Annotated in this window: 27 protein-coding genes; 1 reads left to right on the top strand and 26 read right to left on the bottom strand. The window is 52.7% G+C overall.

What is annotated here, in order from left to right; genetic code table 11:
- Positions 1-12: 12 nt before the first annotated feature.
- From Q0L28_RS00300 to rpsB, 5 genes are all read right to left on the bottom strand, one after another.
- On the bottom strand, positions 13-870 hold the full coding sequence (locus tag Q0L28_RS00300; protein WP_296629982.1) for a CDP-archaeol synthase: 858 nt from the start codon (positions 868-870) through the stop codon (positions 13-15).
- Between the two features lies 1 nt (position 871).
- On the bottom strand, positions 872-1,432 hold the full coding sequence (gene frr, locus Q0L28_RS00295; RefSeq protein ID WP_296629979.1) for a ribosome recycling factor: 561 nt from the start codon (positions 1,430-1,432) through the stop codon (positions 872-874).
- A 28-nt stretch (positions 1,433-1,460) separates the two neighbouring features.
- Positions 1,461-2,171 (bottom strand): UMP kinase, encoded by a 711-nt coding sequence (gene pyrH, locus Q0L28_RS00290; protein ID WP_296629976.1) that lies wholly within the window; start codon positions 2,169-2,171, stop codon positions 1,461-1,463.
- Between the two features lie 98 nt (positions 2,172-2,269).
- Entirely contained in the window at positions 2,270-3,097 is an 828-nt protein-coding gene (gene tsf, locus Q0L28_RS00285) for a translation elongation factor Ts (RefSeq protein ID WP_296629972.1), read from the bottom strand.
- A 2-nt stretch (positions 3,098-3,099) separates the two neighbouring features.
- Entirely contained in the window at positions 3,100-3,945 is an 846-nt protein-coding gene (gene rpsB / locus Q0L28_RS00280) for a 30S ribosomal protein S2 (RefSeq protein ID WP_296629969.1), read from the bottom strand.
- A gap of 280 nt (positions 3,946-4,225) precedes the next feature.
- Here rpsB and Q0L28_RS00275 point away from each other — a divergent pair, with 280 nt between their 5' ends.
- Positions 4,226-4,756 (top strand): M23 family metallopeptidase, encoded by a 531-nt coding sequence (locus Q0L28_RS00275; protein WP_296629966.1) that lies wholly within the window; start codon positions 4,226-4,228, stop codon positions 4,754-4,756.
- Here the strand turns inward: Q0L28_RS00275 and Q0L28_RS00270 are convergent.
- The 21 genes from Q0L28_RS00270 to Q0L28_RS00170 all read right to left on the bottom strand — a co-directional run bounded on the left by Q0L28_RS00270 (position 4,753) and on the right by Q0L28_RS00170 (position 24,755).
- Entirely contained in the window at positions 4,753-5,661 is a 909-nt protein-coding gene (locus Q0L28_RS00270; protein ID WP_296629963.1) for a tyrosine recombinase XerC, read from the bottom strand. The genes Q0L28_RS00275 and Q0L28_RS00270 overlap by 4 nt on opposite strands.
- Before the next feature lie 2 nt (positions 5,662-5,663).
- Positions 5,664-6,908: a DNA-processing protein DprA gene (gene dprA / locus Q0L28_RS00265; protein WP_296629958.1), complete on the bottom strand. Its 1,245-nt coding sequence runs from the start codon at positions 6,906-6,908 to the stop codon at positions 5,664-5,666.
- The gene (locus Q0L28_RS00260) at positions 6,901-8,484 is read right to left on the bottom strand and encodes a YifB family Mg chelatase-like AAA ATPase (RefSeq protein WP_296629955.1); all 1,584 of its coding nucleotides are present in this window, start codon (positions 8,482-8,484) and stop codon (positions 6,901-6,903) included. Before Q0L28_RS00260 ends, dprA begins: the two co-directional genes overlap by 8 nt.
- A complete protein-coding gene (locus tag Q0L28_RS00255; RefSeq protein WP_296629952.1) occupies positions 8,484-8,852 on the bottom strand; it encodes a YraN family protein in 369 nt (122 codons plus the stop codon). The genes Q0L28_RS00260 and Q0L28_RS00255 overlap by 1 nt, the downstream gene beginning before the upstream one ends.
- 61 nt (positions 8,853-8,913) lie before the next feature.
- Positions 8,914-9,237, bottom strand: a complete 324-nt coding sequence (locus Q0L28_RS00250; RefSeq protein WP_296629949.1) for a DUF2469 family protein — start codon at positions 9,235-9,237, stop codon at positions 8,914-8,916.
- A 10-nt stretch (positions 9,238-9,247) separates the two neighbouring features.
- Complete coding sequence (locus Q0L28_RS00245; RefSeq protein WP_296629946.1) at positions 9,248-9,949, bottom strand: ribonuclease HII; 702 nt, start codon at positions 9,947-9,949, stop codon at positions 9,248-9,250.
- Positions 9,921-10,670: a signal peptidase I gene (gene lepB, locus Q0L28_RS00240; RefSeq protein ID WP_296629943.1), complete on the bottom strand. Its 750-nt coding sequence runs from the start codon at positions 10,668-10,670 to the stop codon at positions 9,921-9,923. The genes Q0L28_RS00245 and lepB overlap by 29 nt, the downstream gene beginning before the upstream one ends.
- 21 nt (positions 10,671-10,691) lie before the next feature.
- Positions 10,692-11,042 (bottom strand): 50S ribosomal protein L19, encoded by a 351-nt coding sequence (rplS, locus tag Q0L28_RS00235; RefSeq protein WP_296629941.1) that lies wholly within the window; start codon positions 11,040-11,042, stop codon positions 10,692-10,694.
- A gap of 150 nt (positions 11,043-11,192) precedes the next feature.
- Positions 11,193-11,879: a tRNA (guanosine(37)-N1)-methyltransferase TrmD gene (gene trmD, locus Q0L28_RS00230; RefSeq protein ID WP_296629938.1), complete on the bottom strand. Its 687-nt coding sequence runs from the start codon at positions 11,877-11,879 to the stop codon at positions 11,193-11,195.
- A gap of 2 nt (positions 11,880-11,881) precedes the next feature.
- Positions 11,882-12,424, bottom strand: a complete 543-nt coding sequence (rimM, locus tag Q0L28_RS00225; RefSeq protein WP_296630210.1) for a ribosome maturation factor RimM — start codon at positions 12,422-12,424, stop codon at positions 11,882-11,884.
- The gene (locus tag Q0L28_RS00220; RefSeq protein WP_296629936.1) at positions 12,417-12,653 is read right to left on the bottom strand and encodes an RNA-binding protein; all 237 of its coding nucleotides are present in this window, start codon (positions 12,651-12,653) and stop codon (positions 12,417-12,419) included. Before Q0L28_RS00220 ends, rimM begins: the two co-directional genes overlap by 8 nt.
- 3 nt (positions 12,654-12,656) lie before the next feature.
- On the bottom strand, positions 12,657-13,226 hold the full coding sequence (rpsP, locus tag Q0L28_RS00215) for a 30S ribosomal protein S16 (protein ID WP_296629933.1): 570 nt from the start codon (positions 13,224-13,226) through the stop codon (positions 12,657-12,659).
- 171 nt (positions 13,227-13,397) lie between these two features.
- On the bottom strand, positions 13,398-14,900 hold the full coding sequence (ffh, locus tag Q0L28_RS00210) for a signal recognition particle protein (protein ID WP_296629931.1): 1,503 nt from the start codon (positions 14,898-14,900) through the stop codon (positions 13,398-13,400).
- A gap of 10 nt (positions 14,901-14,910) precedes the next feature.
- Positions 14,911-16,071 (bottom strand): signal recognition particle-docking protein FtsY, encoded by a 1,161-nt coding sequence (ftsY, locus tag Q0L28_RS00205; RefSeq protein WP_296629928.1) that lies wholly within the window; start codon positions 16,069-16,071, stop codon positions 14,911-14,913.
- 2 nt (positions 16,072-16,073) lie between these two features.
- Positions 16,074-19,589 carry a chromosome segregation protein SMC gene (gene smc / locus Q0L28_RS00200; RefSeq protein WP_296629925.1) on the bottom strand — a complete coding sequence of 1,172 codons (3,516 nt, stop codon included), beginning with the start codon at positions 19,587-19,589 and terminating at the stop codon, positions 16,074-16,076.
- Between the two features lie 68 nt (positions 19,590-19,657).
- Entirely contained in the window at positions 19,658-20,587 is a 930-nt protein-coding gene (mutM, locus tag Q0L28_RS00195; RefSeq protein WP_296629922.1) for a bifunctional DNA-formamidopyrimidine glycosylase/DNA-(apurinic or apyrimidinic site) lyase, read from the bottom strand.
- A gap of 3 nt (positions 20,588-20,590) precedes the next feature.
- Entirely contained in the window at positions 20,591-21,253 is a 663-nt protein-coding gene (gene rnc / locus Q0L28_RS00190; protein ID WP_296629919.1) for a ribonuclease III, read from the bottom strand.
- An 18-nt stretch (positions 21,254-21,271) separates the two neighbouring features.
- The gene (rpmF, locus tag Q0L28_RS00185; protein WP_296629915.1) at positions 21,272-21,475 is read right to left on the bottom strand and encodes a 50S ribosomal protein L32; all 204 of its coding nucleotides are present in this window, start codon (positions 21,473-21,475) and stop codon (positions 21,272-21,274) included.
- 4 nt (positions 21,476-21,479) lie between these two features.
- Entirely contained in the window at positions 21,480-21,995 is a 516-nt protein-coding gene (locus Q0L28_RS00180) for a YceD family protein (RefSeq protein ID WP_296629912.1), read from the bottom strand.
- A 6-nt stretch (positions 21,996-22,001) separates the two neighbouring features.
- Positions 22,002-22,508, bottom strand: a complete 507-nt coding sequence (gene coaD, locus Q0L28_RS00175) for a pantetheine-phosphate adenylyltransferase (protein WP_296629910.1) — start codon at positions 22,506-22,508, stop codon at positions 22,002-22,004.
- 45 nt (positions 22,509-22,553) lie between these two features.
- On the bottom strand, positions 22,554-24,755 hold the full coding sequence (locus Q0L28_RS00170) for an ATP-dependent DNA helicase RecG (protein WP_296629907.1): 2,202 nt from the start codon (positions 24,753-24,755) through the stop codon (positions 22,554-22,556).
- Between the last annotated feature and the right edge of the window lie 29 nt (positions 24,756-24,784).

Here is a 24,784-nt window from a genome sequence, read left to right as displayed (position 1 = left end):
TTCTCTCGCGCCTTAGAGCGGCAAAACTATCGAAGCAAAGAGGTAAGTGAGCAATGCGGTCGGCAAGATTGAGTCCAGGCGATCCATCACGCCACCGTGGCCGGGCAAGACACTGCTCATGTCTTTCACGCCGAGGTCTCGCTTGATGAGAGATTCGGCGAGGTCACCAAAGACGGCTCCAAGCAAAAGCACGACACCAAAGAGCAAACCAACCCACCATGAAAGGTGCAAGCCAAACACGCTGAACAAAATTGCGGATGCCAGACCTGCGGTGATCGACGCAAGCAAGCCTTCCCAAGTTTTCTTTGGGCTAACCCCTGGGGCAAGCTTGTGACGGCCAAACTGGCGACCGATCAAATAACCCATGGTGTCGACCATCGAAACGGTGACGACAAAAGCCAAAACCCACATTGAGCCATCTTCACGTCGCATCAGCAACATGGTGAAACTAGTCATCAGCGACAGGTAGATAACCACAAATGAAGATGCCGCAAAATCGCGAAGGGTCAGACGCAGGCTTTGACTTGGATACAAGCGGCTGTCTAGTAACAGCTCAACGATTCGCCAAAGCACAAGTGCCGCCACAATCGCCAGAACACCAAGCCACTGCAGCTCAGCACCGCCGTAGTAGGTAATTGGCATCAGCAGCACCGAACCGACGGTCACCGGCACTCGAGGAACATGCCAACCCTTGATGCGCAGTGCAGCGGCAAGTTCCCAGGCGCCAGCACCGGCAGCAATTGCAGCCAGCAGAATGAAAAGTTCTTTGAAGATTAGAACTGAAAGCAGAAAAACAGCACCAAGCAGCACGCCGACGATTACCGATTTTGAAAGGCTTCGACCTCCAGTTTTTGCCTGCTGCGAACTCAACTTAAACCTCGAGCAGTTCGGTTTCTTTGCGCTTTAGCGCTTCGTCAATTGCGTCAACATAAGTTTTGGTTAGCGCATCTAGTTCTTTTTCGGCGCGTGAGATTTCATCGTCGCCAGCTAGCGAATCCTTCTTTAGTGCAGCAAGGTCATCGTTTCCCTTGCGACGCACGTTGCGCACAGCAACGCGGTGGTCTTCAGCCTTAGCCTTAACCAACTTCACATATTCACGACGACGCTCTTCGGTTAGGTCTGGGAGCGTCACACGAATTAGGTTGCCATCGTTTTGTGGGTTGGCATCTAGGTTTGGCATTTCACGAAGCGCTGCTTCAATTGCCTTAAGCGCACCCTTGTCATAAGGAGTGATCACGATGGTGCGAGCCTCTGGGTTGGCCAACTGACCAAGCTGAGCCAACGGAGTTGGAGTGCCGTAGTAATCAACCATCACTTTTTGAAACAACTGTGGGTTAGCGCGGCCGGTGCGCACGTTTGAAAAGTCATCCTTAGCCGCTTCTACCGCTTTGCCCATTTTGTCGGTCGCGGTTGCCAAGATTTCTGAAATCATGATTTTCTCCTGTTGTAAAAAGTTTTAGTTAAGCCGAAACGAAAGTTCCGATTTTCTTGCCCTTGATTGCATCGGTGATGTTTGCTCCACCCTGCATTCCAAATACGCGCATCGGCATCTTGTTATCCATGCACAAGCTAAACGCAGTTGCGTCAACAACCTTTAGGCCCTGCACCAAGGCATCCTGGTAGGTAATTTTTTCTAGCTTGACTGCGCTCGGGTCTTTCTTAGGGTCAGCCGAGTAAACGCCGTCTACGCCGTTCTTGGCAACCAAAACTTCGTCGGCTTTAATTTCGAGTGCACGCTGCGCAGCAACTGTGTCGGTAGAGAAGTAAGGCAAGCCTGCGCCGGCTCCAAAGATTACAACGCGACCTTTTTCAAGGTGGCGAATTGCGCGCAGTGGAATGTATGGCTCGGTAACCTGGGACATGGTAATTGCCGACTGCACACGAACATCCACGCCGGCTTGTTCTAGAAAGTCTTGCAGGGCTAGGGCGTTCATCACAGTGCCCAACATGCCCATGTAGTCAGCGCGAGTGCGCTCCATGCCACGTTGTGAAAGCTCGGCACCCCTAAAGAAGTTGCCACCGCCAACCACGATTGCAACCTCTGCTGACTTAGCGCCGTCAGCAATCTCTTTTGCAATTTGAGCAACGATGTCAGGGTTCACTCCGATGGTGCCGCCACCGAAAGCCTCGCCCGAAAGCTTTAGCAGTACGCGGCGCTTTTTCTGTGGCATCGAAGCCTCCTGAATCATGGGAATTTACTTGTTCTATTGTAAACCGAGCAGCAAAAAGGCCCGGCCGAAACGACCGAGCCTTTTTGTTTGAGCTTTAGTTATGCGCCAACGCGGAAGCGTAGGAACGCAGAAACCTTTAGGCCAGCTTCGTCAAGAACCTTAGCAACTGACTTCTTGTTGTCCTTTGCAAAGTCCTGCTCTAGAAGTACGTTCTCCTTGAAGAAGCCAGTAACACGGCCTTCAACGATCTTCTCTAGTGCAGCTTCTGGCTTGCCTTCGTTGCGAGCGGTTTCGCCAGCAATGCGACGCTCGGTCTCAACAGTCTCAGCCGCGATGTCATCGCGAGTAAGAGCAGTTGGGCTGAACGCTGCAATGTGAACTGCAACGTCGTGAGCGGTGTCAGCGTCTGAACCTGAGTAAGCAACCAAAACACCAACCTGAGGAGGTAGGTCCTTGCTGGTGCGGTGTAGGTAAGCGTCAACAGCTGCATCCTTCACGGCTGCAACCTTGCGCAGTTCTACCTTCTCGCCCATGATTGCTGCTTCGTCGTTGATTGCATCCTGAACGGTCTTGCCGTTTAGGTTTGCAGTCAAAGCTGAAGCTAGGTCGGTTGCGCCAGCGGCAGCAATTGCGTCAGCAACTGAATCTGCGAGTGCAATGAACTTCTCTGCCTTAGCAACGAAGTCGGTCTCACAAGCTAGCTCGATTAGGTAACCGGTGCCGCCTGAAACACGAGCAACGATAAGACCGTTGCTGGTGGTGCGACCTTCACGCTTGGTAACGCCCTTTAGGCCCTTTAGGCGAAGAACTTCCATAGCCTTCTCAACGTTGCCTTCGGCTTCGTCAAGTGCACTCTTGCAGTCCATCATTCCGGCGCCTGACTTCTCGCGAAGCGCCTTTACATCTGCGGCGGTGTAGTTTGCCATGTTTACTTTGCTTCCTCTACTGCTGCAACTTCTGCTGCAACTTCTGGGGTTTCGGTGGTTGACTCAGCAACCGGCGCTGCAGCTGCTGCTGCGTTGCCCTGCTCTAGAAGTTCGCGCTCCCACTCAGCTAGAGGCTCTGCTTCTGCCTCTGGCTTTGAGTGACGAGCAATTAGACCCTCAGCAACTGCGTCTGCGATAACGCGGGTTAGCAGCTGAACTGAACGAATTGCGTCGTCGTTACCTGGGATACCGATGGTGACCTCATCTGGGTCACAGTTGGTGTCAAGAATTGCGATAACCGGAATGCCAAGCTTCTTAGCTTCGGTGATTGCTAGGTGCTCTTTGTTGGTGTCTACAACCCAGATCGCTGATGGAGTCTTGGTGATGTTGCGGATACCGCCCAGTGCCTTCTCAAGCTTGTCCTTCTCGCGACGAAGAATAAGAAGTTCCTTCTTGGTAAGACCAGTCTTGGTCTTGCCAGTGAAGTCCATAACTTCTAGTTCCTTCAGACGTGCAAGACGCATCTGAATGGTCTGGAAGTTGGTCAATAGACCACCCAACCAGCGCTGGTTGATGTATGGCTGGCCAACACGAAGAGCCTGCTCAGCGATTGCCTCTTGAGCCTGCTTCTTGGTGCCAACGAAAAGAATTGAGCCACCGTGTGCAACGGTGTCCTTCACGAAGTCGTAAGCCTTGTCAATGAATGCAAGTGACTTCTGAAGGTCGATGATGTAGATGCCTGAACGGTCGGTCAGAATGAAGCGACGCATCTTTGGGTTCCAACGACGGGTCTGGTGCCCGAAGTGAACGCCGCTGTCGAGCAGCTGGCGAACTGTTACTACTGCCATGGCAGTTTCTCCTTTTACGGCGCACAAATGTGCACCAATCAGTTTTCTGTTTCAAGCGGTTGCTTGATACACCTGGTGCCGGATCCGAATCGCCTGATTGCTCAGGACCGAAGATTTGGTATCTAGTTCGACACGCGAAGTCGGCATGCTTTTAGAAGGCCATCAAAAGAGGGATTTCGCGAGCTTGCCGCTTTGCAAAGTCTATCAGCGTCTGGGCGAGGTTATCCACCGTTTGCCCAATGTTTATCTGGCAATCAGGCCCACTTGGGATGCTGGTCGCATGAGGTTTTGGCACATGCGCACCGGTTTGGCTTCCTTGGCAGCAGTGGTTTTGATGGTTTTTGGGCCGATGGCCTCTTCCGGCGCGCCCTTGCCGGGCAATCCGGCCTGGCAAATGCCACTAAACCCGCCGATTGAGCTAATCAACCAATATCGCCAACCTAACTCTGACTACTCGGCCGGGCATCGCGGAGTGGACTACCAAGTTTCGCTGGGGCAGCCAGTTTTGGCGCCGGCCGATGGAGTTGTCTATTTTGCCGGGATGGTGGTGAACCGCTCGGTGCTCAGCATCATGCACGGTTCAGCCATTTCAACCGAATTTGAACCGGCCTGCCCAATCGTGGCTGCTGGAGAGTCGGTTCTCCGCAGCCAAGTAATTGCCAAGGTTTGCGACGCCTTGCCTAGTTATAACCAGCATTGTTTTGCTGCCAGGTGCCTGCACTTTGCCATGAAAATCAATGGCAAATATCTCTCGCCGCTTGCCCTGATTGGTCGCATGAACCCAAGTCGCCTGTTGCCAAATGTGGGTTAGGCCCGCGGATGAGCGTTTTTATAGCCCTCACGCAAACGCTCCACCGAAACGTGGGTATAAATCTGCGTGGTGCCCAGGCTGGCATGGCCCAGCAATTCTTGAACCGCACGCAAATCAGCACCGCCATCCAAAAGGTGGGTGGCCGCCGAGTGACGCAACGAGTGCGGGCCGGCTACGCCCGATGGGGTATCCCCCAATAATTTGGCAACCAAACCATAAACCTGCCGCACACCGATTCGCTCACCTTTGCTGTTGAGCAAAAGTGCGGTTCCGCTTTTTTCGTTAGCAAGCTCAGCTCGAGCCGAGCCGAGCCATCGATTCAGCGCATCACGTGCGGGTTGCCCGAATGGAATCATTCGTTGCTTACTGCCCTTACCGGTCACCCGCATAATGTTGCGGGTTAGGTCGATGTCTTCAAGATTCAGTCCCACTAGTTCACTCACGCGTGCGCCCGAGGCATAAAGCAATTCCACAGCCAAAAGATCACGAACACCCTGCGGGTTATCCGCGGTGGCTCGAATCTCTAGTGACTCGAAAATCATCTGCAAACTCTCTCGAGAAACCACCTTTGGCAGAGTGCGCGAGGATTTTGGCGAGCGGAGTCGCAGCCCTGGGTCTATCTCAATTTGTTTAGTAGCCGCTAGCCAGGCGGTGAACGATCTGACGGCAGCGCTTTTGCGCGCAATCGTTGCCTTGGTCAAACCTTTTTGGGTCACCTGCCACAACCAATCGCGCAAACCTTCAAGTGTGATTTGATCAACCGTTGCGATGTTTTGAAGGCTCAAAGATGCGACCAAATCGGCTACATCAGTGACGTAGGCCTTAACTGTGTTTGCTGAGTAGCCGCGACCGGCGCCAAGGTGTTGTTCAAACCCCGCGAGCGATTGACTGAGTGAGTTGGCCACATTCAAACTGTAGTTTGAGACCTGCTCCAACCGGTGTTGGTGCGAACCACCAATTTGTCGAGCTCAAGCGAGCTCAAAGCGATTCGAACCTCCTTCTTTGTGAGCCCGGCGCTGCTGCAAATTTTGTCAATGTCGAGACTGCCGAAACCGATTGCATCTAGGGTTCGAATCTCCAACGGGCCCAAGCCGGTAAGTTCAGCAACGCTCTGCCACTCAATTGGTTCGCCGAGCAGATCAAAGAGGTCGGTCGAGTCGGTGATCAACTGTGCAACTCCCTCGCGAATGAGCTTGTGGCAACCTGCCGAGGCTGGTGCAGTGATAGGCCCCGGAACGGCACCGATTGGCCGGTTCAGGTTGTGGGCATGCGTTGCCGTATTTTGAGCGCCAGACCGATGACCCGCCTCAACCAATAAAACAGCATTGCTCAGTGCAGCTATCAACCGATTTCGCTGCAGGAATCGCCACTTGGTAGGTGCCGAACCCGGCGCAACCTCGCTAATCATTGCCCCGTTGCGCATGATTTGATCAAAGAGTTGATTATTTGCCGTCGGATAAAACTCGTCTATTCCGCCGGCCATGACGGCAAATGTGATTCCGTCGAGAGCCAGAGTGGCTCGGTGAGCCAATGAATCGATTCCATATGCACCACCCGAAATTATTGAGTAGTTGCGCGAAACTGGGCTTGCAATTAAATCTGCAGTTACAAATTCGCCATACGAGGTTGCCGTGCGCGAACCAACCACGCCAAGCGAGCGATTGGTTAGAGGCAAGTTTGATGCCTGACCTCGAACCCAAAGTGCATGGGGCTGAAAACTCTTATCGTCTTCGGCTAGATCATTTATTTGAAGTGGCCAAAGCTGTGACTGATTGGTGAGTAATTTGCCATTCAAATATCGAAGCGTGTTTGCAGCAGTTAACACTGAAGCGAAATTTAGCCGGGCCTTCCAGCGTTCACGGCCCTCTGTGAATCGATCATGCCATTGATTCGACTTGGCTGAGTAAATTGCATTTGCTTCTAGCAGCATCTCAATGATTCGACTTGGGGCAACCTGGTCAAGCTCAAGCTTCAACGCTTCAGCCGCACCAAATGTTTTCACCAGTAATCCTGCGGTGCCGTCGCCTGGTTCGCACACAATGCTCCACGCAATCGAAGCGAAAGCACTGAGCCGATCTTCGTCATCATTAATGTGCATCAAAACCGAGTCAACTTCGGAATCACTTACTTTTAGGTCCCGTGGTTTAAGCATGACCAAACTCCATTGGATTCTCGCTGCCGCGCAACAGGATGGCCTCGGCCAAATCTTCTTCATTAGGTTTGTCGCGACCCGCCAAATCTGCGTTGGTCCAGGCAAGTCGAACGCAACGATCAAAACCACGCATGCTGATTGAGCCTTTTTCGAGTGCCTTTTGCAATTGCTGGCCAACTCCATCGTCAATCTTCAAATGCTTACGCAGATAAGCGCCTGGCACTTGAGCATTTATTGACCAAGGAGTGCCGGCAAGTCTTGCAGCTGCACGCGCCCTTGCCTCGGTGACAATTTCGCGTAATTGCTTCGAAGATTTATTGCTGTGCCCCTCAGCCTTCAACATGGCTAGCTGAGTTTTTGATACCGGTTGAATTTGCAGGCGAATGTCTACACGATCGAGCAAAGGGCCAGAAAGTTTTGCCGCGTAGCGCAACTTTTGACCTTGCGTGCAAACACAACGCTTGCCCTTGCCGGTGTTGTTGCCGCAGGGGCAGGGGTTTGCAGCCAGCACCAATTGAAAGTGAGCTGGAAACCTTGCAGTGCCACCCGATCGGTTGATGACAACCTCACCCGACTCCAGCGGTTGACGCAACGATTCGAGCGCTGGCAATTGAAATTCCGGAGCCTCGTCTAAAAACAACACCCCGTGATTTGCCAGCGAGATTAGCCCGGGTCGGGGAGACCCCATTCCCCCGCCTACGAGAGCAGTCACTGAAGAGGTGTGATGAGGTGCCTGAAATGGCGGACGAACAATTAGCGAATCAACGCCGGTGTTCTGCACTAATCGATGGCCTGCAATTGAATAAACGGCAGTGGTTTCGATGGCGCAAGCGTGAGCCAGATCTGGCAACAAAGTAGCAAGTCGTTCTGCCAACATAGTTTTGCCGGCTCCGGGGGCGCCCACCATCAAAAGGTGATGCCCTCCTGCGGCAGCAACTGTGAGCGCTGAAATGGCTTCTACTTGGCCAATCACATCAGCAATGTCGATGCTGTTGAATTCTTGCGCCGCCCTTGGGCTTTCGACCCGAATTATCGGCTCAACAGAAGGTGGTTCGAATTCAATTTCTGCCCCGTGGATTTTGGCCACTTGGGCTAGGTGCACAGCCCCAACCACCTCAATGCCTTGGGCCAATCGTGCTTCTTCGAGATTTGCCATCGGCACGATTGCTCGCTTAAAACCAGCATTCACTGCCGAAATAAGACTCGGCAACACACCGGCAACTCTGCGAATCGAACCATCGAGGCCAAGCTCACCAATGTGAATTGCCGATGCAACAGCCTCGCTCTGCACCACACCATTGGCAGCCAAGATTGCCACAGCAATAGAGAGGTCGAAACTGGCACCCTGCTTTGGCACCGAAGCGGGCGACAAGTTTATGGTCACTCTGCGAGCAGGCATTTCTAAACCTGAGTTGTGAATGGCTGCGCGCACGCGATCTTTTGCTTCAGACAGCGAGGCATCAGGCAAACCAACCAATACAAAATTTGGCAAGTTGCTCGAAATCTCGGCCTCAACCTCAATTAATGTGCCAGCCAAGCCCATCAGACTGATTGCATAACTCTTGGCAAGTTGCATTAATAGACCTGCTTGAGATGCTCGATGGCAACCTTGCCATTGGTGACCAAAACACTAATTGCGTCGAGCCGCACCTTTTTGCCAAGCACCGACTCACCAGTTTTTTCGCGCTGTTCGCACCACAGCGCCACCAGCCTGCGCATGCGTTGAACTTTTTGCGCCGTGATTGCTTCAAATGGATGCCCGTAGCCGCGGCCACTTCGGGTCTTTACCTCCGTGAAGACAAATCGCCCCGTCTTGAAGGTGATTAGATCAATTTCGCCTTCGGCACACCGCCAATTGCGGTCGATAACTTCATAGCCCAGATTCAAAAAATAGTCAGCGGCGCGGTCTTCACCATATTTGCCAAGCAGTTGATTTTTGTGCACTAACCAAGCATCGACAAACGAGCCGAGCGGTGGTTATCCCGCGGATAATCTGTGGATAAAACTATTCGCCGACAGCGAGGTCTTTAGGCAAGTTAAATACCTGACCGGTTAGTTCTTCGACGTTCACGTCTTTAAAGGTGAGCACTCGCACGTTGTTTACAAAGCGATCACTGCGGTAGATATCCCAAACCCAAACATCTTTCATGTTGAGTTCAAAGTAAAAGTCGTTGGCGGCGTCTACACGCTTTAGGTCAACCTCATTGGCCAGGTAAAAACGGCGCTCGGTTTCAATCACATATTTAAATGTGCCCACAACATCGCGATATTCGCGATAGAGAGCTAACTCAGCTTCTCTGTCGTAGTCGTCAAAATCGTTCTCGTCCATTGCTAAAAGTCTAAGCCTCTGGCCCGGCAGGCTCGGCGTCGGCCAGAATCTTGGTCAACCAGGTCACTCGATGTTCATTAGACGGGCCAATAGCACGAACTGCCTCAATGTGGCCAGCCGAGGCATAGCCCTTATGACCCTCTAGCCCATAGGCCGGCAGCGATTTAGCGAGTTCAATCATCAAGTTGTCGCGACTCACCTTGGCCACCACCGAGGCGGCGGCAACCGAAACGCAATCACGGTCAGCCTTTGTGCGCACTAGAACATCAATTCCCGAAGCCTTCGCGCCGAGCCAGTTATGTGATCCATCCAAAATGATGGTTGCCCCATCGGCCACAATTGCTGCCCGCAGGCTCGCAGCTGCCAACAGCTCTTGCAGCGCAGTCTGGCCTGCCTTGGCCAGTGCCGCCACAATGCCCAATTCATCAATTTCGGCAGCGCTCACCATGCCAACTGCCGAACCCGAAACCCATTGCTGCAACGGTTCAACAATTGCGTTGCGCACTTTTTCACTGATCAGTTTTGAATCACGTAGCTGTGCCGGCCAAGGTTCACTAATTCGCGAATCATTTTTATCTAGGATTGCGACGCCAACGGCCACTGGACCGGCAATCGCACCGCGGCCAACTTCATCCATGCCAACGACAAAACGTGAACCCCGATTAAAGAGTTCACGTTCTAGGTCAAGGCTTGGGAATATCTTTGAAGACATTTGGATAGTTGTCTAACCACTGCCAGTTGCTAAAAGGCCAGCTAACAATCACAGCGCGACCAACAATAAATTCTTTGCTTACAAAACCCTTGCTTGGCAAGTCTTGGTGGTAGCGCGAGTCTTCTGAGTTGCTGCGGTTGTCGCCCATCACCCAAATTGAACCCTCAGGCACTGTGATATCAAATTCGAGATTTGAGGGCTGCATGTCTTTAGCAAGGTAAGGCTCGTTGAGGGCGTGGCCGTTGATGGTTAGTTTGCCGTCGCCATCACAACATGTGATGTGATCGCCGCCAACACCGATCACGCGCTTTACCAAGTGCTGACTGCTATCAGGCGCAACGACTCCAAACGCAGACAAGAACCATTCGGCTGTTGCCTCGAACGGGTTAAGTTGACGAGCCTCAATTGGGCCAAGCCATCCGCCGGGATCTTTAAAAACCACAACGTCGCCGCGTTCGATTGGAATTACATTCGGCACCAATTCGTTCACGATGATGCGGTCGTCGATCTTCAAAGTTTCGAGCATTGAACCTGACGGAATGAAGAATGATCGAATCAAGAAAGTCTTGATTAACAACGAAAGCACCAACGCAGAACCAAGAATTACTAGCAGGTCGATAAAGAAGGAAACAAAAATGTTTTTTCTGATTCGACGCCATCTAGCTTTGGCGCTGCGTGGTGCTCTGTGTTGCGAGCCTTCTGGAAGCCCGATGTGACTCATGGATTAAAAGTTAATCGCAGATTAGATGTTGTCGCGCTTTTCGGCGATCTTCGCCTTCTTGCCGCGAAGCTCACGCAAGAAGTAAAGCTTGGCGCGACGAACGTCACCGCGAGTTACAACTTCGATCTTCTCGATAACTGGTGAGTGAATTGGGAAGGTACGCTCAACGCCTACCTGGAAAGAAATCTTGCGAACGGTGAAAGTCTCGCGAACTGAGTCACCTGAGCGACGGATAACGATGCCCTGGAAAACCTGCACACGGCTGCGGTTACCTTCGATGATGTTTACGTGAACCTTTACGGTGTCACCAACGCGGAACGCTGGGATGTCGGTGCGAAGAGACGCTGAGTCGACTGAGTCAAGAATGTTCATTTGTTTCGCCTTCTGTTACTGCTCACAGGTCAACAACGGGTAAGTAATTGATGGTTTGTTATTCATATTGCCTGGCTCCCCTGTGGCAGAGCGTCTAAGGCGAACAACCTCACTAGTTTAGCCCGCGGATGGGCAAACGGCAAGGCGAGGCTATTCAGAAAGCAGGTCTGGGCGAACGCGCTGAGTGCGCTCAATTTGCTGTTGTTTGCGCCAGGCAGCAATCGCTGCGTGGTTTCCGCTGGTGAGAACCTCGGGCACATCAAATCCGCGCCAGGACGCCGGTTTGGTGTAGCTCGGGTATTCGAGCAAGCCATCGGTGTGTGATTCTTCGGTGAGGCTTTCGGCATTGCCGATTACACCTGGAATCAAGCGTGCGATGGCTTCGATCATGGCTAGGGCAGCCACCTCACCGCCATTGAGAACGTAGTCACCCAGGCTGATCAAGCGAACCTGAGCCTTGGTTTGCGCGTAGTCAACCACGCGTTGGTCAATGCCTTCGTAGCGCCCACAGGCAAAAACAATATGCTTTGCGTTGGCCAACTCATAAGCGGTGGCCTGCTTGAATTGCTCACCGGCCGGCGAAGTGAAAATCGCGATCGAGCTGCCATCTTCGGCTAACACCGAGTCCAGGGCTTCTCCCCACGGTTCAGGCTTCATCAACATGCCAGCACCGCCGCCATACGGGCTGTCATCCACAGTTTTGTGTTTGTCATGCGTGAAGTCGCGCAGGTCGTGAACGTTTAGTTCAATAAGTTCTTTTTCGCGGGCCTTACCCAAAAGCGAAAGATCGAGCGCCTTGAAATAGTCCGGAAAGATTGTGACGGCATCGATGCGCATGATTAGTTCTCTGGCAACTCTTCGAACAAGCCACCCGGAGGTGTGATGGTGACTTCACCCTTGGTGATGTCAACGGTAGGCACAAAAATCTTTAGGAACGGCAATAACACTTCGCCGGTGGCTGTCTCGATGGCCAGGCAGTCTTGTGCTGGCAAGTGATCAACGCGAATAACTTTGCCAACCTCGACACCTCCACGAAGAACGCGCAAACCAACAAGCTGGTGGTCGTACCAAGCGTCTGGTTCGGCTGGCAACGCCTCGACATCGGCATTTACCAAAAGGATTGCTTTGACAAGAGTGTCGGCCGCATCACGGTCTTCGGCTTCGTTTAGAAATAGCACCGGTGACTGGTTGTAATAACGCAGTTCTTTTACCGTGACGGTTTTACCAAACCAAGGTGAGGTGTCAGGAACCTGAAGGTCCAGAACAGCTCCGGGCTTAAAACGCTCGTCGGGGCTATCGGTATAAAGCTCAAGTTTGAACGCTCCCTTTAGGCCGTGGGCCTTGACCAGACGGCCAACTCGGAGCGTTGTCTTGCTAGAAATCGGTGTCCACCACGTCTACGCGGACTTTTTTGCCATCGGCTAGGGCGTTGACAACGGTGCGCAACGCTTTGGCAGTGCGGCCGTTGCGCCCGATCACGCGACCCAGATCATCTGGGTGCACGTTAACCTCAAGCAAGTCTCCTCGCGAGGTTGAGCGTGCAGTTACAGTGGCGTCGTCAGGATTGTCGACGATTCCTTTAACTAGGTGTTCGAGCGCAGCGGCTAGCACTTATTAAGCCTCGGTTGATTCAGCGGCTTCAGCTGCAGGTGCAGCTTCAACAGCAACTTCTTCAGCAGGTGCTTCGGCAACAACTTCTGCTTCTGCAGCAGGTGCCTCTGCAGCTACTTCTTCAACTGCAGGAGTCTCAACTGCTGCTTCGGTTGCTTCTGCAGCAACTTCTTCAACAGCTGCTGCTTCTTCGGCTACAGGTGCAGCCTTCTTCGCAGCTAGTTCATCCTTAGGAATCAGAACAGTCTTCTTCTTTGAGTCAATTACGAACTCTGGCTTTGCAGCCTTCACCTGAACGGTGTTCTTTGCGTTCTTGTCACCCTTTGAAGCCTGGAAGTCTCCAGTCAGCTTTAGCAACACAGCGACCTGCTCGGTTGGCTGTGCGCCAACGCCAAGCCAGTACTGAGCGCGCTCAGAGTTAACTTCGATGAAAGATGGGTTTTCGGTCGGAATGTAACGACCGATCTCCTCGATTACACGACCGTCACGGTGTGTACGAGAGTCTGCTACCACGATGCGGTAGTGAGGTGCACGGATTTTTCCGTGACGCTTTAGGCGGATCTTAACAGCCAACGATTGCTCCTGATTATTCGTATTGAGGCGAACGTTCAACCGTGAGCGTGGGGGCACACTCGGTAGAAAAAGCTCTAGGGGTTGTCGTAATCGTTTGGTTAGAGGGTCAAACGGCGACAACCGCTCTATTCTGCCAGACTTTGCCCTTCAGCGCTAGTCAAGCCACGAGTTTCAAAGCCCGAAGGATGATCCCGCGGTGCCGTCAGTGCCGGGTGCAGGCTTTTGGCCAAGGCCGCGGGCGGCTTCTTCGGCTGCGCGCTTGGCTGGGTTGCCCGATTTTGAGCCCTTTTTCTTGTCTTTGCCCTTGGCTTTTGAGCCACCAAAGCCACCCAGGCCAGGCATCGGCGGCATTCCAGGCATTTGCGGCATACCGCCACCCTTAGCCATGCCCTTCATCATCTTGGCCGCTTGCTCAAAGCGATTAACCAGCGAATTCACGTCGGTCACGGTCATTCCCGAACCACGAGCGATGCGTGAGCGTCGGGAACCGTTGAGAATTTTTGGCTGGCGGCGTTCTGCCGGAGTCATCGAGCGAATGATTGCCTCGGTGCGGTCGATTTCTTTTTCGTCAAAGTTTTCAAGTTGCTGACGCATTTGGCCGGCACCCGGCATCATGGCCAGCATGTTTTTGAGCGAGCCCATCTTTTTGATCTGCTGCATCTGGTCTAAGAAGTCCTCAAGAGTGAAGGTCTCTTTGGCAATCTTCTCGGCCATGGCTCGAGCTTCTTCTTGATCAAACTGCTTTTGAGTTTGCTCAATCAGAGTGAGAATGTCACCCATGTCCAAAATGCGGCTTGCCATGCGGTCTGGGTAGAACGGCTCGAAGGCATCCATGGCCTCGCCATTTGAAGCGAAGATGATTGGCTTGCCGGTAACCGAGGCCACCGAAAGCGCCGCACCACCGCGAGCATCGCCATCAAGTTTGGTGAGCACAACGCCGGTGATGCCAACGCCGTCTTCAAATGCCTTGGCAACGTTGACCGCATCTTGACCAACCATTGAGTCGATTACGAAAAGAACTTCGTCTGGGTCCACGGCCTTGCGAATATCTTTAGCCTGGGTCATCAACTCTTCATCGATGCCCAAACGACCTGCGGTGTCGACGATGACAACGCTGAACATTTTTTGCTTGGCGTGCTTGATCGAATCTTTTGCTACGGATACTGGGTTGCCCACGCCATTGCCTGGCTCTGGAGCAAACACTGGAACACCAACGCGCTCACCAACAACCTGCAATTGGTTGACGGCGTTAGGTCGCTGCAAGTCAGCCGCAACCAAAATTGGAGTTTGACCTTGGTCTTTCAACCACTTGGCAAGTTTTCCGGCGAGGGTGGTCTTACCAGAACCCTGCAAACCGGCAAGCATGATTACTGTTGGTGCGGTTTTTGCAAAAGTTAGTTTGCGCTGCTGCCCACCCAGAATGGTGACGAGTTCATCGTTAACAATCTGCACAACTTGTTGGGCTGGGTTAAGAGCTTTTGATACTTCGTCACCAAGGGCACGCTCGCGAACTGCGGCGGTGAAATTTTTAACAACTTCGAGAGCTACGTCAGCTTCGAGCAGGGCACGGCGAATCTCACGAAGGGTTGCGTCAATGTCAGCAGGGCTTAGTTTGCCTTTGCTGCGCAGGTTCTTAAACGTCTCGACGAGACGATCAGAAAGATTGCCGAACAACCGCTACTCCTTAGCTAACTAATCCGTTGGCGAACTCTTGGGCGTCAAAGAACGCAAAGTCTTCGATTCCTTCACCAACGCCAACTAGTTTTACAGGAATTCCAAGTTCGCGCTGAATTGAGTAAACAATGCCACCCTTGGCTGTGCCATCGAGTTTGGTTAGCACTACCCCGGTTACGTTGGCAACCTCGGTGAAAGCCTTTGCTTGAGTCAGACCGTTTTGGCCAGTAGTTGCATCTAGCACCAAAAGAACTTCGGCAATCGAAGCCTGCTTCTCAACCACGCGACGAATCTTGTCGAGTTCGTTCATCAAGTCTTTTTTATTTTGCAAGCGACCTGCAGTGTCGATGATAAGAACGTCGGCTTCTGATTTAATTGCCGCTTCTACCGCTTCGAATGCAACGGCAGCTGGGTCTTGCCCTTCAAGCTTTGGCTTCACAATTTGGGCACCGGCGCGTTCGGCCCAAGTAGCCACCTGATCAACCGCCGCTGCTCTAAATGTGTCGGCTGCGCCAATCACAACTTTCCAGCCACCCTCGGTCATCCACTTTGCTAGTTTGCCGATGGTGGTGGTTTTGCCAACACCATTCACACCGACAACTAAAAACACATAAGGCAACTTGCCGTCGCTCAGGTTCAGAGCTTTGGCTGGGTGTTCCAAATTGGCAGCAATAATTTGAGCCAAGATTTTCTTCAAATCTGCCTCGGATTTTGCACCCTGCTTCTTTGCAGCGGCTTTGACTTCATCAACAATGGCGCTTGAAGCATCCACGCCAAAGTCGGCTTGAATCAAGATATCTTCGAGGTCATCCAGATTTGCCGGATCAAACTTGATGCGAGAAAAAAGTGAACGGATTCCTTTGCGGGCGCTGCGTTTTGGAAGTTCAACGGCTTCTAGTTCTTCGACTACTTCTGGAGCCGGTGCGACTTCGACTGGAACATTGATGACCGGCGCTGGAGCAACCGGGGCAACTATTACGGGTTCCGGTTCGGCAACAACAACAATCGGCGTTGGTTCAGGTTCCGGTACAACTACTACAGGAGTTGGCTCCGGCTCGGCAGCGATAACTTCTTCGACTACAGCATCTTCGACAACCACGTCGATTACTTCAACCGGTGCCGCAACTTCAGGCTCATCCTTGCGCTTCTTCTTCCAGAAGAGAAAGCCCATGACTATTCCTTCTCAATAAGACGCTGGCCAACAACTGCTGACACACCGTCTTGACGCATTGAAACGCCATAGAGCGCATCCGCGATCTCCATGGTGCGCTTCTGGTGCGTGATGATAATCAACTGCGAGTTGGTGCGCAGGTCTTCAAAAATCTGCAACAAACGGCCAAGGTTGGCATCGTCAAGTGCGGCTTCAACCTCATCCATCACATAGAACGGTGAAGGGCGCGCCTTAAAGATTGCAACCATAAGTGCCACCGCTGCAAGCGAACGCTCACCACCCGAAAGCAATGACAGGCGCTCGATGCGCTTACCGGCAGGCTTCACGGTGACCTCGAGGCCAGTGGTCAACAAGCTCTCAGGGTTTGTCAAGAAAATCGAACCGGTTCCGCCAGGGAACAAGGTTGGGAACACTTCTTCAAAAGCCTTGCGGGTGTCTTCAAAGGCCTCGGCAAAGATTGTTTGCATCTTCGAGTCAAGGTCTTCAATGATCTGTAGCAAGTCTTTGCGAGTCTGAGTTAAGTCAGCAAGCTGCTCGGTCAAGAACTTGTGGCGCTGTTCGAGCGCCGCAAATTCTTCAAGAGCCAATGGGTTGACCTTGCCAAGCTTCTCAAACAAACGCTCAGCATCTTTCAAGCGCTTCTGCTGTTCTTCGCGCACAAATGGCTTGCTGCCGGATTCTGCTTCTTCGTCTGGAATCAACTTGTCTGGGCCATACTCTTCGAGCAAGATCGACTGCTCAAGGCCAAGTTCATCGTTTGAACGCGATACCAAGTTGGCCAAGGTCAGGCGCTTCTCGTGGTTGGCAAGTTCCATGTCGTGCACGCTCTGAGTGAGGCCTGCAAGTTTCATTTGAATCTCTGCGGTTTCGCCGCGAAGCTTCACAAGTTCGGCGTTCTGGTTTGCGCGCGCAGATTCCAGCTCGTGCAAACGAAGCTTTGCCTGAGATGCGCTGTCGGCAACTGCGTTCATAAAGTTCGGCAAAGCGTGCAGCACTCGTTTTGCCGACTGCAATTGACGCTGTTGTGCAGCGGCCGCAATCTTGGCACGCTCAATAGCTTCGCGTGCTTCGGCAATTTGTGACTGAAGCGAAGTTGCACGTTCTTGCTCTACGCGCAAACGCTCGACCGCTGCGCCAAGTTCAATGCGAATATCCAACTCGCGCTGACGCTCTTGCTCAAGGTTGTCAGCCAAAGTTTGACGGTTGGCCAAATCAAGTTCAGGGCGCTCTTGCGCAGCAAATTCATCGTGCGCTTCAACCGCGGTGGCAAGTGCACTCGAGGCTTCGGCAATTGCAAACTCTGCAGTCGCGGCAACCTGAGCCAAGCGGTCTACTTCAGCCTGAGCAGCTTCAACTTGAACACGCAAACGACCAAGCTTTTCAGCGTTGCCAGCAAGCACGGCGTCATATTCATTTAGTGCAGCCAATGCCTCTTTGGCAGAAACTTTTGCGGCATCTTCGGTAGCTCGAGCCTGCGCCAATTCGGCGCGTGATTTCTCGATGTGGTCGTTTACTTCAACCAGACGAGTCTCAGCAGCATCGCGCTCTGCAACAAGCTCAAGCTTCGAAGGCTTGCTTGATGAACCACCGCGAATAACCGACTCAGTAAGAACATCGCCATCGCGAGTAATCAAAACTAATTTCAGAGTTGACTTGTCGCTGTTGTAAAGCGAGCGCGCTGCGTCAAGATCGTCAACGATGACCACGTTATTTAGCAACGCCAAAATTCCAGTTGGCGCTTCGACAACATCCGCAGCCGCACGAGCACCGGCAACATTTGGCAGGTTGCTAGCTGCACCCTTGGCGTCGACGTCTGCAACGATCAGCTCAACACGACCGCCATCGCTCTTCTTCAAGTGCTCAATCGCTGCCAGACCTTCGTCGCGAGAGTCAGCAACCAAAGCATCGGCCAATGGTCCAAGCGCTGCGGCAATAGCAGTCTCGAAACCATTTTGAATTTTCATGTGACTTGCAACCAGGCCACGGATACCGCGCAGACCAGCGGCCGACAATTCGGTGGCGCCGTCTTTTTGCTCAAGCGTTAGGTTTAGCGCCGAGCGCTTTGCCGAAAGTGAGTCGCGCTCACGCTCTGCCTGGTGAATTTCTTCGCGAAGTGATTCGATCTTTGCGCCCGCATCTGAAACAGCTTTTTGTGCCGCTTCATAGCGACCTTCAAGACCGCTGTCTTGCGGTGACTGCTGGTTTTGCAATTGCTGTTCAAGCGAGTCGTACTCAGCCTTGCTCGCATTGAAGCGATCGCGTGACTCGGCCAGTGCACTTTGGTGACGAACAACTTCATCGCGCAAAGACGCCAACTTAGATTCGGCAACAGTTGCTTCATTTGCCAAGCGTGCTTTGTCTAGGTCGAACTTAGAAATCAATGCATTTTGCTCGGCAACCTGGTTGTCAAACTTTTCAAGCACATCACGAGCTTCGCTGCGCGAAGCTTCAGCCTCGTGCAATGCCGCCTTGAGAGTTTCAACAGTTGCCGCTAGTTCAACGGCCGCATTGCTTGCAGCCTGAGCCTCTGCTTCAAGAGCTGCTGGGTCAAGTTGAGCGCCAGCAACTTCAGCCTGCGAACCAAGCAACGCAACGCGCTGGTTGGCAATCGAAAGCAATGAACGCAAGCGCTCAGCTAGTGAATCAAATTGGTAAGAAAGATTGCGCGCCTGATCTAGGTCGGTTGAAACCTGAGCGGCTTCTAGTTGACCCAAACGCGCTGTGTTTTCGGCAAGCAACTCTTGCAAGATGTTGCGTTCGCCACGACGATCGGCTTCGCTCTTAGCCGTTTCTTCGAGTGCGCGGTGCAGGTCTGAAATATCCGCAGCCAACAAACGAGCCTTAGCGTCGCGAACCACCGAAGCAATGCCCTGGGCTTCGCGAGCAACCTCGGCTTGAGCACCAAGTGGCTTGAGTTGACGACGAACTTCGCCGGCCAAGTCGTTCAAACGAGTCAGGTTCGCCTGCATTGCCTCGAGCTTGCGCTCTGTTTTTTCTTTGCGGCGACGGTGCTTCAAAATTCCGGCAGCTTCTTCAATAAAGCCACGACGCTCTTCAGGTGTTGCACGAAGCACTGAATCAAGCTGACCCTGACCAACAATCACGTGCATTTCGCGACCCAAACCTGAGTCGCTAAGCAATTCTTGAACGTCTAGCAAGCGGCAAGCATCGCCGTTGATTGCATACTCACTGCCACCGTTGCGAAACAAGGTTCGAGCAATAGTCACTTCGGTGTAGTCAATTGGCAAGGCACCATCGCTGTTATCGATGGTCAAAATAACTTCGGCGCGACCTAGCGGGCCCTTTGTAGATGTGCCGGCAAAGATAACGTCTTCCATCTTGCCGCCGCGAAGGCTCTTGGCGCCTTGCTCACCCATAACCCAGGCGAGCGCGTCAACGACGTTTGATTTTCCGGAACCGTTAGGGCCAACAACGGCCGTAACGCCTTTTTCAAACGCGAAAGTGGTTGGCTGAGCGAAAGACTTGAAGCCCTTGAGGGTGAGGCTCTTGAGATACAAGCTATTCCCCCGCCCCTCGCTGATTGTTGGTTAGTGTGGCAAAAGCCACGAATAACCAAAATACCGCATCAGCCACGCCGCCTCTGACACTTAGGGCAAAGGTGCGAACCGCGATTCATCCAGTTTTCACGCTTGATTGGGTGGCCGCAGCGCTTGCAGGGCAGGCCAGTCATGCCATATGCGTTCAAAGACACAGCAAAATAGCCGCTTTCGCCATTCACATTCTTGTATTGCTCGTCAAAACTCGTGCCGCCCTGCGCCACTGCCTTGGCCAGGATGTCTTTGACGGCCGCCAACAATTCGCTAGCCTTGGCCTTCGAAATCGAAGCTGCAGGCTGGTCGTAATGCAACTTGGCCTGCCACAGCGCCTCGTCGGCATAAATGTTGCCAATGCCACTTAAAGTTTGTTGGTCCAGCAGCACGCGCTTGATTCCCGAATTCTTTTTCTTGAATTTGGCTAGCACGGCTGGTTCGTCGAAATCTTCGTCCAAAGGGTCACGGGTGATGTGCGCCGCCTGGCGAGGAATCATGTTCTGCCAGTACTGACCGAGCCCTACCCCGGCGCTAAAACCACCGGGCTTGCCATCCGAGGTTTCAATTAATTCATCAATCGCCAACGAACCAAAAATGCGCTGATCGATAAAACGAAATTCAACTTTTTCGCCATCGGCGCACTTGGCGTGAATCACCACGCGGGTGAGTTTGTCTTCGGATGCGCCTGGGCTGCGAAGCAACATTTGCCCGCTCATGCCCAAGTGACCAACCAGCGCAAGTTTTTGCGTTGTGCCTTTGACCTCGATTGGCAACCAAAGAAATTTGCCACGACGAACCACGCCCAAAATCTTTGCGCCAATCAGCGTCTGCTTAAAATCTTCGACGCCACCCGGGTGACGCTTTAGCGATCGCGCGTCGAGAACATCCACGCCGGTGACTTTTGCATTGGTGAGCGCAGGCGCCAAGCCGGCGCGAACGGTTTCTACTTCTGGAAGTTCAGGCATGGACTAAAGCGAAACGAGGGCGTCGATGGCAGCTTCGGTTTCGGCACCCTTGCGAGTGCGACCTTGGCCGGAGCCAATTTGTTTTTCGTCAACAAAAACTTTGGCAAAGAAAACCCGGTCGTGGTCTGGGCCTTCGTGAGTGGTTTCGTAATTTGCGATTGGCTTGCCCAGAGCTTGCAGGCGCTCGTTCAAAGTGGTTTTTGGGTCACTGTTTTCACGAAGCGCATCGGTGTCCTCAAGCAATGGAAAAACAAAACGCGCGACAAACTCTTGTGCGGCGTCTAGACCCTTAGAAACATAGATGGCGCCCAGGATTGCTTCGAAGGTGTCGGCAAGCAAGTTCATTTTGGTGCGGCCACCGGTTTGCTCTTCACCTTTGCCGAGTCGCATGAATTCGCCAATGCCGAGGTCACCGGCAATCGAAGCTAGAGCGCGCGCAGACACCACCGCGTTTTTAACTTTGGTTAATTCGCCTTCAGGCAAATCGGTGAGCAAATCGTGAATGTGTGCCGTAACAACGAAACCCAACACCGAGTCCCCGAGAAATTCGAGGCGTTCGTTGTTGGGTAGGTTGCCATGCTCATATGAATATGAGCGGTGAGTCAATGCGAGTTCGAGCAACTGAGGCTCGAGGTCAACGCCTAAGCGAGTGCAAAGAACGTCCATCGCGTGACTTAAAAAGTCTTAAGCGTCAGCGACCTTGCGGCCCTTGTACTCAAGGAACAGCGCGTTGCCGTTTGAGTCTTCAACTAGCTTTGCGCGGTGAGGCATTGAGTAAACGGTCTTGCCGTTTTCAATGGTCTTCACCAGGGTAACTTCAGCGGCCTTCCACTGTGAACGACGCGCGTGTGTGCGTGAACGTGAGAGGCGTCTCTTAGGTACTGGCATGGTACTACTCTTCCTTTTTCGTGAAGCTTTCTAGGGCGTTCCACCGCGAATCAATCGGGGCTTCGTGCACGTGGTGCGGATTGTCGGCCATCTTCACACCGCATTCCGCGCAAAGACCAGGACAGTCTTCTGAACAAAGTGGGTGGAACGGAAGGTTTAGAACTACCGCGTCACGGATGACTTGATCAAGATCGATTTGCTCGTCTTCAACAACTGAGTCATCCTCGTTGGTTAAAGAATAGGCGAAAAGTTCCTGAAAATCTACCTCAATAGGCACAGTTAGCGGGTCGAGGCAGCGACTGCACTCGGCATCAGCATCTACAAAGACCTCACCGGTGGCCAAAATGCCCTCGTGAACTGACTCCAAACGAACGTCAAGGTCGAGCTCAACTCCCTTTGAAACCTTGGCAATGCCCTCGCCCATGTCTTCTGGGGTGACGATATCAAGCTTGTATTCGCGCATCTGGCCGGGTTTGTGCATCAGATCGCGCACTGAGATTTGATATTCAGTGTTCGCCATGATGATTTAGCCCTTTCGATTAGCCGAAGAAGAGGCTAACGCACGAGCCACTGCCCGCGAAACATATTTCGAAACATCGCCATCGAGTTCGGCCACCTGCTTGACCAAACTGCTTGAAACCAAGCCATGTTCTGGGGCCGAAGCCATAAAAATCGTCTCAACGGCGGCTAGATCTTTGTTCACCTGAGCCATTGGCAATTCGTAATCAAGGTCAGAACTGTTTCTAAACCCCTTAATGATGGTGCTGGCGCTGACCATCTTGCAGTAATTCACGAGCAGACCAGAATCCAAAGTGTCTACGGATAGCTTTGCTCCCGAATGGATACCCAATTCACCGAGGCTGGCACGAATTAACTCAACCCGCTCTTCGCTAGAAAACAGCGGCGACTTTGCTGGGTTGTGCACCACGAGGATGTGCAATTCATCAAAGATTCCGGCGGCACGGCGGGCAACATCTAGGTGACCGAGCGTGATTGGGTCGAATGAGCCGGGATACACAGCGATTGAAGACATGGCTCAAGGTTAGCCCAGTGTGTGTTTCAGGCACAGTCCCGTGATTTACACCTTTGTTAAATATGTTTGGCGCACTTGATCTTGGAGTTCAAGGGTCTGGGCAAGCAGCGGGTGCTTTTCGAGCGTTGGGTCGACCTCAAACAGTTTCTCGGCGTCTATGCGCAATTGCTGAATCAACTTGGCGTCTTGAACCACGCGAACCAGTTTCAAACTTGAGCGACCACCCGATTGACTTTCGCCAAGCACATCTCCCTCGCGACGAAGTTCAAGGTCAATCTCGCTGAGTTCGAAGCCATCCGTAGTTTTGGCAACCGCGCTCAAGCGTTCAAGAGCAATCGAACCCTCTTCGGCGGTTGTGAGCATTAGGCAAAGGCCTGGGTCGGTGCCACGACCAACTCGACCACGAAGTTGGTGCAACTGACTCACGCCAAACCGGTCGGCGTCGAGAATCACCATCACGGTTGCGTTGGGCACATCGACACCAACTTCAATAACGGTGGTCGAAACCAAAACATCGATTTCTCGATTTTGAAACTTGCCCATGACTTCGGCTTTTTCTTCGGATGACATTCGCCCATGTAACGTGCCGATGGCTAGCCCACTCAAAGCCGGAACATTTTTCAGCGACTCGGTCATGCCGATTGCAGAAGCCAATGGTTGCCTTGGTTTCTTGGCAAATTCTGCAGCGGCTTCATCGGTGCCATCTAAGAAAGTTTGATCTTCTTGGGCAGCGCCACCAGATTCGATTAACTCGACGCCTGGGTCATCTTCATCGATGCGCGGGCAAACCACAAAAGCCTGCTTGCCATTGCCGACTTCTTCGGCGATGCGTTGCCAAGCGCGAGCGACTAATGCTGGTTGGTTTAGCTGCACAATGTGCGAAGCAATTGGCTGTCGACCCTTTGGCAATTCGCTGAGCGTTGAAACATCTAGGTCACCAAACACTGTTACTGCAAGCGTGCGTGGAATGGGTGTTGCCGTCATGGTTAGAACGTGCGGTGGCTGCTTGCCTTTTTGTCGCAGTGCTTCACGTTGCTCAACACCAAAACGGTGTTGCTCATCAATCACAATTAGGCCTAGGTCAAAGAATTCCACCCTGTTGGCAATCAGGGCGTGTGTGCCAACCACAACTTGTGCCTTGCCGCTGACAAGTTGCAACAAAGCTCGCTTGTGATCTGCGGTGTTTAGTTGACCAGTCAAAAGGGTGAGACCAATTTCGTCGGCCAAACTGTCACCCAATACTTTTCGCATCGAAGCAAAGTGTTGAGCGGCGAGAACTTCGGTTGGTGCAAGCAAAGCAGATTGGCCGCCGGCATCTGCAACTGCCAACATGGCTCGAAGTGCCACCACGGTTTTACCGGAGCCGACTTCACCTTGAAGCAATCGATTCATCGGATGAGTTTTTTCGAGATCTTCTTGAAGCTGGGCACCAACCTCAATCTGACCCTTGGTTAGTTCAAACGGCAACGCAGCATCAAACTTGGCAAGCGCTCCCCCAGATTTAGCAACACGTGAAGTGGTGCGCACATGTTGGTTTTCTATGCGGCGCTTAAGCAAAGTTGCCTGCAACAAAAATGCTTCGTGCACCTTTAGGGTTTCGCGCGCTCTTTGCCAATCATCATGAATCTCGGGGCGATGAATTTTGTGAATCGCGTCGTTTGCGCTCAACAGGTTATGCTGCCGAACTACTTCGGCTGGCAACTCATCTTCGATTGGTGAAAGAGTGTCGAGCACCACCGCCATGGCCCTCTGAATCGCCCAGGTGGTGATGGTTGAGGCCGCCGGATAAATCGGAATTGGCAACTGCGCCCAACGCTTGGCGTCTTCGTCGGCAACTTCATCTGGAAACAGCTCGTAGTCGGGGTGGGCTAATTGCAACTTGCCTAGGTAGCTGCCAATCTTGCCGGCAAATAATCCGCGGGCACCTACCCGAAGTTCTTTTTGACGCCAGGCTTGATTGAAAAATGTGAGGCTCATGAAGCCATGGCCGTCGGTGATTCGAATTTCTAGGATGCTGCCGGCGCGGCCCTTCATTCGACGCTCGGAGACGTCAACAATATCGGCAACCACGGTGGCGGTTTCGCCAATTGGCAACTCGCTTATCGGAGTGAGCTCACCGCGAGTGGAATAGCGGCGGGGAAAGTGCATCAACAGATCGGCGACGGTTTTGAGGCCAAGATGTTTCGCAAATGACTTGGCGGTGCGGTCACCCAGCACGCGGTCAAGGGGTTCTTGCGAAAGCAGCATGCCTCTATCTTCGCCTACGGGCGGCAGCG

The sequence above is a fragment of the Rhodoluna sp. genome (assembly GCF_024639375.1).
GTDB lineage: Bacteria > Actinomycetota > Actinomycetes > Actinomycetales > Microbacteriaceae > Rhodoluna.
This window is presented reverse-complemented; position numbering and strand designations above follow the sequence as displayed.